Here is a 15419-nt window from a genome sequence, read left to right on the forward strand (position 1 = left end):
CTTTGCAGGCAAAGCTTTACAATCAAAAATGCTTGACAGCTTTGCCTGCAAAGGAAAATGTCCGGTCGAAAAGACCGGACACTTTTGTGCTTTAATGCGGAGACGGAGCGATTAGCTCCGCTGATCTCGTGCCTCCCATGCTGAAAATACAAAAGCCGCCGCTGCGCGTCGGTTTTCCTTTGCAGGCAAAGCTTTACAATCAAAAATGCTTGACAGCTTTGCCTGCAAAGGAAAATGTCCGGTCGAAAAGACCGGACACTTTTGTGCTTTAATGCGGAGACGGAGAGATTCGAACTCTCGATACGGTTTCCCGTATACACACTTTCCAGGCGTGCTCCTTAAACCACTCGGACACGTCTCCCGGGAACGGAGGGCAAAGATACATATTCTCGTTATTTCGCCAACCTTGAGGTTTTTTTCGGGAATTACAGCGATAATTCGCCTCTGAGCGGGGTGGTGAGTTGTGTTTTGATGGTGTCGGGCGAAAGATTCTGGCCGAGCAGGAACATGAGTTTGGCCACGGCAGCTTCGGTGGTCATATCGCTGCCGCCCACTACGCCTACGCGGGCAAAAGCCGAGCTGGTTTCATAGCGGCCCTGTTCAACGCGGCCGGCGGCACATTGGGTGATGTTGAGGAAGATGATGCCGCGTGCAATGGCTTCTTCAAGCGCATCGGCAAACCATTGCTGCCGGGTGGCATTGCCCGAGCCGAAGGTTTCTAAAATAACGGCTTTGAGTCCGGGCGTATGCAGCACCGCGTGTACCAGCTGCGGCGTAATGCCGGGGAAGAGTTTGAGCACGGCAATATTGGTATTCACGGCTGTGTGTACACGAAGCGGCTGTGCGGGCGGCGGCAAAAGCGCCGGTGTATTGAACTGAATATGCACACCGGCTTCGGCCAGGGCGGGGTAGTTGGGCGAATGAAACGCGTCGAAATGTTCGGCGTTGTATTTGTGGGTGCGGTTGCCGCGATAGAGTTTGTATTCGAAATACACACACACTTCGGGCACTACGGGTAAGTTATTGTGCGCGCCGGCGGCAATTTCGATGGAGGTGATGAGGTTTTCCTTGCCGTCGGTGCGGATGGTGCCGATGGGCAGCTGCGAACCGGTAAGCACCACGGGTTTGCCCAGGTTTTCGAGCAGGAAACTCAGCGCAGAGGCGGTGTACGACATGGTATCAGAGCCGTGCAGCACCACAAAACCGTCGTAATCGTTGTAACGGTTGCCGATGAGTGTGGCCAGCTCCACCCAGATGCCGGGGTGCATATCGCTTGAGTCGATGGGCTCCGGAAACGAATAAGTATCAATGCGGATGTTGAACTTGGAGAGTTCGGGCACTTCTTCGAGCAGGCGGGCAAAGTTGAACGGTTTGAGCAGGCCGGTGTGTGTATCGCGGATCATGCCGATGGTGCCGCCGGTATAGATGAGCAGGATGGATGCCTGTGGTTGCGCTGTGTTCATGTGAGCAGTTTAGTGGCGATGGCCAAACAACAGTTCGGCATTTTGGGTGGTGATTCGGGAAATTTCTTCCACGGGAAGCTGATGAATATCGGCCAGCTTTTGTGCCACGTGTGCTACATAAGCCGTTTCGTTGCGTTTGCCACGATGCGGAACAGGTGGCAGATAAGGTGCATCGGTTTCGAGTACAAGATGCTGCAGGTCGATTTCGCGCACCACCGCATCAAGCCCCGAATTTTTGTAGGTAAGCACACCGCCAATGCCTAAGTAAAAGCCGCCAAGCGCAATTACTTCACGGGCTTCATTCAGTCCGTCCACAAAGCAGTGAAACACCCCCCGCAGCCTGCCGTTTTGCTTGGCGGCCACAATTTCAAAGCATTCGCGGAATGCCTGGCGCGAGTGAATGGCGATGGGCAAATCATAGTGCAGCGCCAGATCAATGTGGCGGGCGAAAATTTCTTTCTGTAAATCGGCGTGTGTTTTGTCCCAATACAGATCAATCCCAATTTCGCCCACCGCCGCAAAACTGCGTGAAGCGAGTAAATCCTCCACGTTCTTCATCTCCGCCTCAATTGTAGCCGGATCAACTGAACAGGGATGAAGACCCATCATCGGAATGCAAAAATCAGGATGCGCATCGGCCAGTTCAAGCAACGTTTTTGTCGTTTCTCCGTCTATATGGGGTAAATAAACTTTGCTCACTCCTGCTGCACGGGCGCGCTCCAGCATGGCTTCGCGGTCATTGTTAAACGCATCCACATAAAGGTGAGCGTGGGTATCAACTAAATTCATGTGTGCAAAAGTACATTCTGGCGGTGAATCGACAATTTGTAGCTAATTATCGTCTAAAAACTGAAAATGCCTCCCTAATTCCGTCTAATTGGCTAAAATTTCGATTGGCATGTATGTTTTTCCTAATTTTGCCCTCGTAATACAAAACCACCAAAACTCATAACAATGAAAAAAGTATTAGCAAGCCTTGCCATCGTTGCACTTCTCGCAGGTTCGGTATCAGTAGCCGGTTGCGGTAAATACGAAGAAGGTCCCTCAATTTCTCTCCGCACCAAGAAAGCCCGTCTTGTAGGCGACTGGAAGATTGTTAAAGTGGAAGTGAATGGAACTGATCAAACCAACAGTCAGTTAGCTTTAGTTACTGATCAGAATTTTAAGTTTGAGAAAGATGGTAAATACTCTTTTGCAATTACAACAAATGTTCCCATAATTGGACTTGTTAATACTACAAGGAGCGGATCTTGGGAGTTTGTTAGTGATAAGGAAGAAATAAAAATCACAGAAGTTGACGGTAACACTTCTTCATCAACCACAAGCACAATTCTTCGACTCACCAACAAAGAGTTTTGGATGAAAAATGTAAGTGGTAATAACACAACAATTACACATTACGAAGCAAAATAATTGCAGCTTATACTGCTTCAAAAACTGCTCCGTAAGGGGCAGTTTTTTTTTGCCCTGGTTGTAGTGTGCAGCGCGGTTGTGCCCGCTTGTGCAGTTTTTACAACCACTTATTAATGTGAAGTTAAGAATTGATTTATGCTGCCTTATATTTGAAATCAGATGAACATCCCCGCCCGTAAGTCGTTCATTTAATCCTTTCACAATGCGTATTTTATTATTGTTCCTGTGTGTTACAGGAATTTCAATATCACATCTTTCCTGTACACGAAAGGGAGAAGGCGATCCGTTAATTTCGCTGCGTAGCCGAAAGGCCCGCCTCGACGGGAAGTGGAAAATTGTTTCCGGTAAGGGAACGTATGAAATGAGTCAGATAAACTATCCATGGATTTATGATGGTAATACACTTATCTACTCATCGTCAAGTGTACCCGATCAACGCGTTTCGCTGGTGGTGGAGTTTGGGAAAGACGGGAAATATGAATGGACAAGGGTAGAAGAAATACCCACTTCAGGAGGATTAACAACAATAGTTGAAACCGGGAACTGGAATTTTAAGACTGGAAAAGATGATTCACGGCGCAAAGAGGAAATCGTGCTTGAGCCGGAGCATGTTTTTCCCACAATCAATTTAGTTCAGCAGCCTCATGAACGCGTGTTTGAGTTGCATACACTCAGAAACAATAAGGTGGTGCTGAAACGTAGTTTTTTTACGTTCAATTATTTGGGATATAATCCGTCTGATCGGGTGAATACAGAGGAGTGGACGCTTGAACCTGTTAATGATTAATACGATGAAAAAAAGTTTGTTGTTTCTTCAGTTGATGGTATTTGTAATGCTTATTGCTTTACCACAATTATCATGCACCCGCAAAGGTGACGATGATCCGCTTTTGTCTCTTCGTACCCGTAAAAGCCGGGTATGTGGTAAATGGAAAATTTCCGAAGGCCGTACCCGTATGGATTATTCAGCCCGGTTTATGTCGGCAGTTTATTCGCAGTACAATGGGCAAACTGAAACTGTATTCACGCCCTATTCCAATCAGGTCATTCACGCAATTGACTACACCTTAGAGATTGAGTTTAACAGGGATAATACATTTACCTGGGTAATGAACTGGAACAGCAGTGCCGGTGTAAGTGAGAAAGGAGAATTAAAAGGACAATGGGATTTTTTGTCAAAATCCGATCATCAGAAAAATAAAGTGGAACTGATATTAACGCCCGAAAGCAATACCGGAAACTGGCTTTACAGCTATTCCTGCCCGTTTCCGGCATCACAGCAAACACCTGTATTTATACTCAGGGAATTGCGCAATGATAAAATGGTAATACGCAGAGAATTTAATATTTCTACCGAAAGCCTTCAGGGCCCATTCACCGGGCAAACCAGTCCTTATTTTGAGGAATGGATACTGGAGCCCCGGTAAGCCGGTTTGTATTTCGCTAAACCAAAACAGCAGCCTATCTTTGGCAACGTATGCCCAAAATACTGGTTGTCCGTTTCAGTTCCATTGGTGATATTGTGCTCACCACACCGGTGGTACGTGCGCTGAAGCAGCAGCTTAATGCAGAGGTGCATTACATTACCAAGAAAGGCTTTCGCGGTATTCTTGCGCACAATCCGTATATCGATAAAATCATTACCATAGAAAGCAAGGTGAGTGAAGCGGAAGCCGAGCTCCGCGCAGCGGATTATGATTTTGTGGTTGATCTGCACCACAACCTGCGTTCGATGCAGGTAAAAAGGTTAACGGGCAAGCCTTCGGGTTCGTTTCCGAAACTCAATGTGCAGAAATGGATGCTGGTGAATCTGGGTATTAACCGTATGCCGGAAATGCACATTGTCGATCGCTATTTTGAAGCGGTGAAGGCGTTGCATGTGGTAAACGACGGCAAGGGGCTTGATTACTTTATTGCCCCCGCCGATGAAGTTGATCTCAGCACCCTGCCCGATACGCATCGGCACGGCTACATTGCCGTAACGGCGGGGGCAAAGTTTGCCACCAAGCAGCTCCCTGCCGGTAAACTCATCGCCATAATTAATCTCCTCGAACTGCCTGTGGTGCTGCTTGGCGGCCCCGAAGATGCACAGCGTGGTGCCGAAATTGAACAAGCCTGCGGCAGCAAAGTATATAATGCCTGCGGCCGCTACAACCTCGGCCAGTCGGCATCACTGGTGCGGCAGGCCACACGCGTAATTGCGCACGATACCGGCCTGATGCACATTGCCGCCGCATTTCACAAACGCATACACTCCGTATGGGGCAACACCGTGCCCGAACTGGGCATGACGCCCTACCTGCCCGCCGAAGGCTCGGTAATTGTGCAAACTACCGGACTGCGCTGCCGCCCCTGCTCAAAAATTGGTTACGACCATTGCCCCAAAGGGCATTTCCACTGCATGAACCGCATCAGCCCCGAAGCTTTTGCCGTGTGAGCGGCATGTTCGTTTGTATTGCGTATCTTCATTGCGCTAAACACAACCACATATGAAATTCCGTTTACTTCTTTCGCTCAGCGTCTTCAGCCTTACACTGGCTGCGCAGCAAGCATCAACCTGGCGCATTGCACCCGGCGCTACCACCACACTCGACCGCAGCGGCGCCGATTATGCGCCCGTTGTTCAATGTATTGAGCAGCCCAGCCCGGTTGCCAAAAGCGAATTGCAGCGCGTAAAAGACAGCCTCGCTGCAATGTATCCGCGCCACAACAATACAGCAGCTGCTCCGGCAAACACGCAGCGCAGCGCAGTAGTTCCGCCTGCGCCCACACTTGGTGCCACGTTTCAGGGCAACCCCTACAGCAGCAGCACGCCCTGCGATAATGAAATTTCAATTGGCAACAACGGCCAGCTGATTTCGGTGCAAAACACCAACATTTTCCGCTACAATACCAACAACAATACGGCATACACGCTGCGCTCGCTGGCCTTCTTCTCGCAGCCGCTGCTCATTGGCGGTTCAAAGTACGATCCGAAAGTGCTGTACGACCCCGAAGCAAACCGCCACATCATGGTGTTTCTGGCCGGCTACTCATCCACGCAAACCAATATCATTGTAGCCTTTTCCAATTCCGACAGTGTAAACGGAACCTGGCACCTTTACTCGCTTCCCGGCAACCCGGTGGGCGATAATACGTGGAGCGATTACCCGATGATTTCGGTAAATCAAAACGATCTTTTCATTACCGTTAACCGCGTAATCGACAACCAGCCCTGGCAAACTGGTTTTGCCGAAACACTCATCTGGCAGGTGGGCAAATGGGACGGCTACAGCGGCGATACACTTACCTCGCAGCTTCGCCGCAACGTGCAGTATGGCGGCCGTCCGGTACGCAATATGTGTCCGGTTGAAGGCGGTAATTTTCCGCAGCAGGCAAACGAACAGTATTTCCTCTCCAACCGGAACCTCACCACCGGCAACGATACCATTTTCCTTGTGCACCTTGTGGGCACGGCCATGGACACAGCCGTAAGCATAACCGTTACACCCATCGTGGCCGACCGTATGTATGTGGCGCCGCCCGACGCCGTGCAGCCCGGAAACGGCGGACTGCTGGCCACCAACGATGCGCGTGTGCTGGGTGCATTTATGCAAAACGGACGCATACAGTATGTGCATAATACAATGGACACCGCCACAGGCACGGCCGGCATTATGCACGGCGTAATCAGCAACTATGCCACCACGCCGGCTATTGCAAGCACACTGATCAGCGATACGCTTGTGGAATACGGTTACCCGAATATTGCCTACGCCGGATACGATGGCAGCGACAACAACGCCATGATTATCATGCTGCGCACATCGCCCGCACTCAATCCCGGCTTTGTGGCGCTCACTACCGATGGCAACGGAGGCTACTCGCCGCAGCTGGTGGTGAAACAGGGTGTAGGCCCGTACAACGTGCTCGGCGGCGGCGAACGCTGGGGCGATTACTCCGGCATACAACGCCGCTACGATGCGCAGGGAACCTGCTGGGTAAACGGCCTCTACGGCATGAGCAACGGCACGCACAGCACCTGGATTGCCGAACTTGGCATTTCGCCCGATGTGAACGTGAATGAAAGTGCACCGGCCACCACACCCATTTCCGTATTCCCCAATCCGTTTGCTGATCGCATTGCGGTGGAGTTTACACTGGAGCAGGCGCAAACACTGCGTTTTGAACTTTACGACATGAATGGCCGTTTGGTTGAACTCCTGCTCGAAGACAGAGTGAAGGCTGGTGTAAACCGCTTCAGCTTTTCGGCACAGCCCCTGCCTGCAGGCGTGTATCTGCTGCGTGTGGCCGGAAACAACGGCATGGTGGCCGAGTCAAAAGTAATCCGCCAATGACCCAGACAGATACCTGTGCGCTCTGCAAACGACCGCTGGGCAGTAACTGGAATGTGCATCACCTTATTCCTAAAACCTTTGGCGGACGCGTTACCGTGCCCATGCACCGTATTTGCCACAGCAAAATACACAGCGTGTTTACCGAGCGTGAGTTGCTGAAACAATATCATACAATTGAAGCCCTGCTTACGCACGACGCCATTGCCGGTTTTGTGAAATGGGTGCAGAACAAACACCCCGATTTTCATGCGCCTACGGCGAAGGATAAACGGAAGCGGAAGTGAGCTGATTACTGCTTATTGAAATAGACTTAACAGATCATTACATGGCCATGAAAAAAATAATTCCGCTTTTTTCAATTACCCTCCTGTTCATGTATTCGTGTAATGAACCTGATTTTGAAAAAAGAGGAACACTGTCTGCACAAAACAACAATCCGGTGCCGGCACCTGAATTGGATAAAGGTGAAGCGTTCTTGCTGCGTTTTTATACCAGCTACATTCATTTGCAGGGACAGGATGTACCACCCAAGGCTGAAACAAACAAATTACTTAACCTTTGGTGTACACCCGAACTGATTGCCAGACTTGAGAAAGCCGAACCGGAGGCCGATCCTTTTCTGAATACACAGGATGTGGATGCCGGCTGGGCAGTAACCTTGCAGGCCAGGAAGAAATCAGCAACGGCGTATGAGGTGAGTTTTCTTACCGAGGCCGGTGGCAAACGCATAGTGGTGCCGGTAACAATTACCGAAACTGCAACCGGATATAAAATTGCATCGGTAAACGGGTATTGAGCGGTGAGCTGTAATTTCCGACCCGCATACAAACCACAAAGCCATCCCGTTTTTCAGGATGGCTTTGTGGTTTCAGAGGGGCAATTGTAAATCAGTATTTGGTTACTTTCACGGGTTTGCCGGGAAAATATTCTTCTTTTTTGATGAGTTTACCTGTTGCATCGTAATAGTTCCACACGCCGGTTTTGGTGGGCATGAAAGCGGTGGCTCCGGCGGGCAGTTCGGTAAAGCGGCCTTCGATGGCTTTTTTGCCGTTTTCGTGATATTCAGTGTAGGCGCCTACGTAGCCGAAACGGTAGTGTGTACCGGTAATGTGTGTGTTGCCGTTGCAATGCAGGCGGTTTACAGGAACAGGTGTAATGGAAGTGGGATTGTAGCTTTGGAGCAGGCGGCCATTGTCGCACCACGATTTCATGAGTGTACAGTTGCCGGCCGCGTCGAAGAAAAAGTACGAAGCCGGTTTGCCGTTGGGGTGGTATTTGTATTCCACGAGTGAATCGGTGTATTGCATGCGTTCGCTGCGGAGTATGCCGTTTTCGTACCAGCTTTTGCCAATGGGGAAGCCGGGGTTTTTTGAAGTGCTGTAATCGTATTCTTCGCGGAGCTGGCCGTTTTTGTACCACATACGCCATGTACCGGTGCGTGCGCCCAGCTGGGTGTAATGCTGTTCGGCAATTTTCTGCGAAAACGCAAAGTCGAAGTAAAGTGTCCAGTCGCCTTTTCGCAGAAAATCGCGTACAATGTAGCTGGTGTCGCGTTTGGAAATAAGTTCATCCACCAGCGCGGTGTCCTTGTAGCAGGCCTGATTCATGAGCGAATCAGTTTGTGCGGTGGCGGCAAAGGGCAGCAGCATGAAAAGGGCCGCAAACAGGTTGCGGAAAGCAGGGGCTGAGGGAGCAAAGCGTTTCATAGTGATAAGGCAATAAGCATTTTCTGTGCCAAACTGCCATCAGGCATGGGCATGTTGCAGGTGTTGCTGCATGGCTGCGCGGATGCTGAGGAAGTCGGCCGCCTTGAGAGCGGCGCCGCCAATGAGTCCGCCATCCACATCGGGGCAGGCAAAAAGTTCGGCGGCGTTGGCTGGGTTACAGCTTCCGCCGTAAAGCAGGGGCAGTTGTGCTGCCACGGCAGCGCCAAGTTTATCGGCCACCACGCTGCGGATGAATGCGTGCATTTCCTGCGCCTGTGCCGCGCTGGCTGTAACGCCGGTGCCAATGGCCCACACGGGTTCGTAAGCCACAATGCAGCGGCTCACGGCAACGGCGCCGGCAGGCAGCAGGCCTTCTTCAAGCTGGCGGCGTATTACGTTGAAATGTGTATTGCTTTCGCGTTCGGGCAGTGTTTCGCCGATGCAGAATACAGGCGTGAGCTGGTGTGCCAGCGCCTGCTGTGTTTTTTTGAGCAGCAGGGCATTGTCTTCGGCAAAATACTGGCGGCGCTCCGAATGCCCCAGAATTACATGCGACACACCAAGGGAAGCCAGCATGGCCGCAGAAACTTCGCCGGTGTAGGCGCCCTGTGTTTCGTGGTGCATGTTTTGCGCACCCAGCAACACACCTTCAATGCCCGAAATTTGCCGGTGTACATCGCTCAGCAGCGGAAAAGCCGGGCAAAGCAAGGTAAGCAAACTTTCAGCCGGCTGCGCCGATACACCTGCCGCCACCGCTGCCGCCAGTTCGAGCGCCTCGGTGCGGGTTTTGTTCATTTTCCAGTTTCCGGCAATAATTTTCTGTCTCACAAGTAAATATGCGTTAAAGGTGTGCGAACAGCTTTGTTTGAAGCCGGATAAAGATAATGGGTTTCTGCCGATAGGCAGGGATGCGGTGCTGTGAATTTGGAACACCAGGCGGAATGAATATCTAGCCGGGATTGTAGCGGAAATCTGCTGAAATAAAACTGGAAGTCAGCCCGGCCGATGTTTTTTTTGACCTCGGAGGGTTCAACGTATGGTGTATTTTATTTCAGCAGATTGGAGCGCAAAGCCCGGACCGAACCGATTTTTAATGTGAATAAGGTTCGCTCCTGAATGATTGTCAATTCACTGAACCCATTAACTTTGCCGCTGAATAAATTCAAACACCATGTCTGAAACAGCTACACAACTCAAAAACACCGCGCTCACTTCCACACACGTTGCACTGGGTGCCAAAATGGTTCCCTTTGCAGGCTACAACATGCCTGTGTCGTATTCCGGCCTCAACGAAGAGCACCTTTGCGTGCGCAACAGCGTGGGTGTGTTTGATGTGTCGCACATGGGTGAATTTATTCTGAAAGGTGAAAAAGCTCTCGACCTTATTCAGCTTGTGACCAGTAACGACGCCACGCAGCTTTACGACGGACGCGTGCAGTATTCCTGCCTGCCCAACGCATCGGGCGGTATTGTGGATGATTTACTGGTGTATCGTATAGACGAGAAAACGTATATGCTGGTGGTAAATGCGTCGAACATTACCAAAGACTGGAACTGGATTAGCAGCCACAATACCTTTGGTGTGGAAATGAAAGATATATCGGACCGCACCTCGCTGCTGGCTGTGCAAGGCCCCAAAGCGCAGGCGGCGCTGCAAAAACTGACTGATGCCGATTTGAGCGCCATTCCGTATTACCACTTTGTGAAGGGCAAATTTGCCGGGTTTGACAATGTGGTAATTTCAAACACGGGCTACACCGGCGCCGGTGGCTTTGAAATTTATTTCGATAACGAACAGGCCGAAGGTATCTGGAAAGCCGTGTTTGAAGCCGGTGAAGAATTCGGTATCAAACCCGTTGGCCTTGGTGCACGCGATACGTTGCGTCTGGAAATGGGCTTCTGCCTTTATGGCAATGATATTGATGATACTACATCGCCCATTGAAGCGGGCCTTGGCTGGATTACCAAATTCAACAAAGACTTTATCAATAAAGACGCATTGCTTGCCCAGAAAGAAAACGGTGTGCAGCGTAAACTTGTGGGCTTTGAAATGATTGACCGCGGCATTCCGCGCCATGATTACGAAATAGCGGATGCCGAAGGAAACATTATTGGTAAAGTTACTTCGGGCACCCAGTCGCCATCGCTGCAAAAAGGCATTGGCATGGGTTATGTAAAAACCACATTTGCCAAAGCTGAGACGGAAATCTTTATCAAAGTGCGCGATAAAGCACTGAAGGCAAAGGTGGCGAAAGTGCCGTTTTTTAAGGCGTGATATTTTTATTACCTTTGAAAATATGATTTCGTTGCTTTTTATTTCAAACCGTGTCAATCTTACCTTTTCGCATGGCGCAAGGGTGGTTTATAATTTTTTATCGGTTGATGAGCAACGATTTCTGAATGAAAAACTTCCTGCACTGCTTATCAATTACCGCAAACCCGAAAACAAAGATCGAATCAGGAAAATTAACCTTCCTGATTACCCGGTTTATATTTTATCTATAAACGAGTTGCGGGTTTTCTTCAAAGTTCTTTCGCCATCGCAGTTCGAAATTCTTGATATTACCGACAAGCAAATGCTTGAGCGGTTCTCTAAAAAATCGGCCTGATACAATGACCGGATTTGAACCGAGTAAATTCAATTCGGTAATACTCAAGGAGGAATTAGGCGAATTTCGTAAGCTGATTGATTCTGGCGAAAAGCTGGATGAACAGAAAGTAATCCAACCTTTTTTCAGAAAAAGAAAACAGCTTTCGGCGTTTATCGGATCGTTTGTGAGTGGGCTGGATGTAAACCGGATTTCTTTTGAGCTTAATTTGTTTGGCGATTTTAGCCCTGATCTGGTTATAGGCGATTACACGCGTTCGAAATATTGTTTTGTGGAGTTTGAATCGGGATTACCGCAAGCAATTTTTAAAAAAACGACAGGCCGTAAAGCCCCCCGATGGTCAGCTAAGTTTGAAGAGGGATATAGCCAGATTGTGGATTGGTTTTGGAAGGTGGAAGAACAATCGGGCACCGCTTCGTTTAGAAAACTTTTTGAGGCCGATTCGATAATATCCTCCGGTCTTTTGATTATTGGCCGTAGTAACGACCTTGATGAATTCGGGCGAAACAGAATGAGCTGGAGAGGTGAAAAAGTTGTGGTTAATTCGTCACTTATTCAGTGCATGACATACGACAGCCTACTCGCTGATCTCGAACGAAGGTTAATGATTTATAATTACTGATAATGGCCGAATCAAACTCCCCCCTGAAAATAGACGCCTGCTTCTCGCCCTATCTCTATCCGGTGTATGCCGACAGCGAGAGCATTGTGGTAATCATTGACGTATTGCGTGCTACATCGGCTATTTGTACAGCGTTTCACCACGGTGCAGAGAAAATGATTCCGGTGGCTACGGTAGAGGAAGCCCTTGCCCTGAAAGCCACCGGCATGCTGGCCGGCGCCGAGCGCGATGCGATTAAAGTGGAGGGCTTTGATTTTGGCAATTCGCCTTACGATTACATGGGCGACCATGTAAAAGGGCAAACAATTGCCATTACCACCACCAACGGCACACAGGCACTTGAAGCGGCAAAAAATGCGAACAAGGTGGTGGTGGGGGCATTCACCAATATCTCTGCACTTTGCAACTGGCTGGTGGCCGAACAGCGCCCGGTTTTGCTCCTTTGTTCGGGCTGGAAAAACCGCTTCAACCTCGAAGACTCCATGTTTGCAGGCGCGGTTACACAGGAACTCATTAACCGCAACCCTGCCTACAAAATGGGCGATGCCTGCCTTGCGCTGCAATACCTTTACCAGCAGGCCAAAGACGATCCGTATAAATTTATCAGCCGCGCATCGCACAAAGAACGCATGGCAAGGCTTGGGCTTAAAAAAGACATCCGCTTCTGCCTGAAGCCCGACCAGACTGCTGTAATCCCCATTCTGCGCAATGGTGCGCTGGTGAAACTGGAGGATTAGCACACATAAATTTCACACATTCATCACTTCAGGCAGGGCCGATTTGTTTACTTTAGAGTGATGAAAAAGCTGAAACGTTTTTCAGGACTTATTGTGCTGCTGGTGGCTGCATGGCTGCTGCTTATTCCCGCCCCGAAGGCTGAATCGTGGGGATTTTGGGGGCACCGGCGCATAAACCGTATGGCCGTGTTTACACTGCCGCCCGAAATGATGGGCTTTTACAAAAAGCATATCGAATACATTACCGAACACGCCGTGGATCCCGACAAGCGCCGCTATGCCATACCCGAAGAAGCGCCGCGGCATTACATAGACATTGACCACTACGGCAAATTTGCGTTTGATAGTGTGCCGCGTTTCTGGAAAGCAGCCGTGGCAAAATATTCGGAAGATACGTTGCAGGCCTATGGCATTGTGCCGTGGTGGATTGATGTAATGACGTACCGCCTCACGCAGGCTTTCCGCGATGGCAACGTGGATAAAATACTCCAGTACTCGGCCGAGCTTGGTCACTACGTGGGCGATGCGCACGTGCCGCTGCACACCACCGAAAACTACAACGGCCAGCTTACCAACCAGCACGGCATACACGGCTTCTGGGAATCGCGCATTCCCGAATTGTATGGCGAAAGCTACGACTACTTCGTGGGCCGTGCCCGCTATCTTGATTCGCCAATCAATTCGGCGTGGGACTGGGTGTATGCAAGTCATCAGTCGCTCGACTCGGTGCTTTTTTTTGAAGCACAGCTCAATGCCAAAACGCCGCCCGACCGTAAGTATGCTTACGAATCGCGCGGGGCTGCCAATATGCGTGTATATAGCGAAGAATACTCGCGCGCATACAGCACCGTGCTCAACGGCATGGTGGAGCGGCGTTTGCGGGCCTCTATTTATTTCACCGGCAGCCTTTGGTACACGGCATGGGTAAATGCCGGCCAGCCTGATTTGCGAAAGCTGGAAGACAAAGACGTGAGCGACTCTATGAAGCGTAAGCAGGCCGAAGAGGAATACCTCTGGAAAAACGGTAAACTCAAAGGCAAAGGCCATGAAGACTGAGCCCGGCCTGCATGTGCTGAAAAGCAGCCTGCTTGCAACCGCGCATGGATTCAGCACAAGGCATGGCGGAGTGTCTGAAGCACCTTATCACAGCCTCAATCTTGGCGGCAGCGATGATGAGCCTGCGCGGATAGCGCAAAACCGAGCTCTGTTTTTACAATCGCTTGGCATTGGCGATGCGGCTGTGGCCTGGATGCGGCAGGTGCACGGAGCTGAAGTAGGTGTGGCCCAAGCCGGCCCGCAAACCTGCGATGCGCTGGTGACAAATGAAAAAAATATCGTGCTCGCCGTAAGCACAGCCGACTGTTATCCGCTGCTGCTGCACGATCCGGTGAACAACGTAATCGGCGCGGCACATGCCGGCTGGCGCGGTACACTGGCGCGTATTGGTGCGGCAACTGTAAAAGCCATGTGCGCACTTGGCGCATCGCCGCAACACATTTGTGCTGCCATAGGCCCCGGCATTTGCGGCGAAAAGTATGAAGTAAGCGAAGATGTAATTGCGCAGTTCCGGCAGGCCGGTTTTCCGCACAGCATCCATCAAAACCGCATGCTCGATCTGGCACGCGCAAACAGCTTTGTGCTCGAAGAATGTGGTATCAACGGCAATCACATCGACACATTACACCGTTGCTCTACCGAAGATGATTTCTTCTCGTTCCGCCGCGATAACGGGAAAACCGGGCGGATGTGGTCGGTGATTATGCTGTAAATCACAGGTTTTTGAATATATTTGAAATGCTCAACACCATTTCAAATGAAAAAAACAATCGCCCTTTTATTGCTTTTGCTTTTTATAAAAGCAGGCAGCGCCCAGTCGAGTATTCAGATTTTCTCTGCACAATATGGTGTGGTTAACAGTCAAACCATTGTTACTTACATCAATCCGGGAGGCAATGTTGAACATGATTTTACAATCATCTCTTCCCAGTCTCAACCCTTACTTGATGTAGATAAAACAAATCTTGCGATAGATACAGGATCACAATCGTCATTCGTGGTTGGAGGATCCTGTTATGGGCCGAACTCCGGAAGTTCTAATCAGTTTAACCCGGTTTTTGACCCTGATTTTGTTGTTCAGTTTTATCAGAGCAGTTTTGTATGTGATACATCTGAAGTGTTGTACGTGGTAAGAAATGTGTATAATCCTTCGGATACTGCCTGGGTAAAATTTATTTACTACTGCGTGGGAGGATTAGCGGGAATTAACCAGAATGATACGGATGAACAACTTGTTCTTTCCCCCAATCCTGCATCAGCAAACATTACACTCACTGGTTCGGCATTATTAAATTCTACCCGATACGAGATCTTTAATGTAACTGGTCAGTTAATTTATCAGGAAACACTCATTCCGTTTACCACAAACCGGACAGTGAATACTTCTGATTGGGAAGATGGATTATATGTGGTGAGAATCAGTTATCAGAACGGGCTGGGTATTCAGCGAAAATTGCTTGTAAAGCATTGACCGGA

18 protein-coding genes and 1 tRNA gene are annotated in these 15419 nt (G+C 49.8%); 14 read left to right on the forward strand and 5 right to left on the reverse strand.

Translation table 11 applies throughout. The annotated features are described in order from the left end of the window. Positions 1-274: 274 nt before the first annotated feature. From IM638_15130 to IM638_15140, 3 genes are all read right to left on the reverse strand, one after another. Positions 275-361, reverse strand: a tRNA-Ser gene (locus IM638_15130). A 64-nt stretch (positions 362-425) separates the two neighbouring features. Next, positions 426-1463: a type I asparaginase gene (locus tag IM638_15135; protein MCA6364369.1), complete on the reverse strand. Its 1038-nt coding sequence runs from the start codon at positions 1461-1463 to the stop codon at positions 426-428. Between the two features lie 9 nt (positions 1464-1472). Further along, positions 1473-2252, reverse strand: coding sequence for a TatD family hydrolase (locus IM638_15140; protein MCA6364370.1), 780 nt, complete (start codon positions 2250-2252; stop codon positions 1473-1475). Between the two features lie 165 nt (positions 2253-2417). On the opposite strand from IM638_15140, the gene IM638_15145 reads away from it, so the two are divergent. The 7 genes from IM638_15145 (at position 2418) to IM638_15175 (ending at position 8009) form a co-directional block, all read left to right on the forward strand. Next, entirely contained in the window at positions 2418-2876 is a 459-nt protein-coding gene (locus IM638_15145) for a DUF5004 domain-containing protein (protein MCA6364371.1), read from the forward strand. A 202-nt stretch (positions 2877-3078) separates the two neighbouring features. After that, entirely contained in the window at positions 3079-3663 is a 585-nt protein-coding gene (locus IM638_15150) for a hypothetical protein (GenBank protein MCA6364372.1), read from the forward strand. Between the two features lie 4 nt (positions 3664-3667). Continuing rightward, positions 3668-4303, forward strand: coding sequence for a hypothetical protein (locus tag IM638_15155; GenBank protein ID MCA6364373.1), 636 nt, complete (start codon positions 3668-3670; stop codon positions 4301-4303). A 50-nt stretch (positions 4304-4353) separates the two neighbouring features. Beyond that, entirely contained in the window at positions 4354-5313 is a 960-nt protein-coding gene (locus IM638_15160) for a glycosyltransferase family 9 protein (protein MCA6364374.1), read from the forward strand. Positions 5314-5365: 52 nt separating this feature from the next. Continuing rightward, entirely contained in the window at positions 5366-7213 is a 1848-nt protein-coding gene (locus IM638_15165) for a T9SS type A sorting domain-containing protein (GenBank protein ID MCA6364375.1), read from the forward strand. Continuing rightward, positions 7210-7497: a hypothetical protein gene (locus IM638_15170; protein ID MCA6364376.1), complete on the forward strand. Its 288-nt coding sequence runs from the start codon at positions 7210-7212 to the stop codon at positions 7495-7497. The genes IM638_15165 and IM638_15170 overlap by 4 nt, the downstream gene beginning before the upstream one ends. Before the next feature lie 47 nt (positions 7498-7544). Next, a complete protein-coding gene (locus IM638_15175) occupies positions 7545-8009 on the forward strand; it encodes a hypothetical protein (GenBank protein MCA6364377.1) in 465 nt (154 codons plus the stop codon). 91 nt (positions 8010-8100) lie between these two features. Here the strand turns inward: IM638_15175 and IM638_15180 are convergent, their stop codons facing one another. After that, positions 8101-8919 carry a hypothetical protein gene (locus IM638_15180; GenBank protein MCA6364378.1) on the reverse strand — a complete coding sequence of 273 codons (819 nt, stop codon included), beginning with the start codon at positions 8917-8919 and terminating at the stop codon, positions 8101-8103. Between the two features lie 39 nt (positions 8920-8958). Beyond that, on the reverse strand, positions 8959-9747 hold the full coding sequence (locus IM638_15185) for a triose-phosphate isomerase (GenBank protein ID MCA6364379.1): 789 nt from the start codon (positions 9745-9747) through the stop codon (positions 8959-8961). Between the two features lie 343 nt (positions 9748-10090). On the opposite strand from IM638_15185, the gene gcvT reads away from it, so the two are divergent. From gcvT to IM638_15220, 7 genes are read left to right on the forward strand one after another with little or no spacing between them, the layout of a single operon-like run. Beyond that, the gene (gene gcvT, locus IM638_15190; GenBank protein ID MCA6364380.1) at positions 10091-11194 is read left to right on the forward strand and encodes a glycine cleavage system aminomethyltransferase GcvT; all 1104 of its coding nucleotides are present in this window, start codon (positions 10091-10093) and stop codon (positions 11192-11194) included. Positions 11195-11216: 22 nt separating this feature from the next. Next, positions 11217-11528 carry a hypothetical protein gene (locus IM638_15195; protein MCA6364381.1) on the forward strand — a complete coding sequence of 104 codons (312 nt, stop codon included), beginning with the start codon at positions 11217-11219 and terminating at the stop codon, positions 11526-11528. 4 nt (positions 11529-11532) lie between these two features. Further along, positions 11533-12150: a DUF4263 domain-containing protein gene (locus IM638_15200; protein MCA6364382.1), complete on the forward strand. Its 618-nt coding sequence runs from the start codon at positions 11533-11535 to the stop codon at positions 12148-12150. A gap of 2 nt (positions 12151-12152) precedes the next feature. Further along, complete coding sequence (locus IM638_15205) at positions 12153-12887, forward strand: 2-phosphosulfolactate phosphatase (protein ID MCA6364383.1); 735 nt, start codon at positions 12153-12155, stop codon at positions 12885-12887. 60 nt (positions 12888-12947) lie between these two features. Next, complete coding sequence (locus IM638_15210; protein ID MCA6364384.1) at positions 12948-13943, forward strand: S1/P1 Nuclease; 996 nt, start codon at positions 12948-12950, stop codon at positions 13941-13943. Next, the gene (pgeF, locus tag IM638_15215) at positions 13933-14655 is read left to right on the forward strand and encodes a peptidoglycan editing factor PgeF (protein MCA6364385.1); all 723 of its coding nucleotides are present in this window, start codon (positions 13933-13935) and stop codon (positions 14653-14655) included. The genes IM638_15210 and pgeF overlap by 11 nt, the downstream gene beginning before the upstream one ends. 45 nt (positions 14656-14700) lie before the next feature. Continuing rightward, positions 14701-15414 (forward strand): T9SS type A sorting domain-containing protein, encoded by a 714-nt coding sequence (locus tag IM638_15220; protein MCA6364386.1) that lies wholly within the window; start codon positions 14701-14703, stop codon positions 15412-15414. Positions 15415-15419 lie beyond the last annotated feature (5 nt).

The organism is Bacteroidota bacterium, from assembly GCA_020402865.1.
Classification (GTDB): Bacteria; Bacteroidota; Bacteroidia; order Palsa-965; family Palsa-965.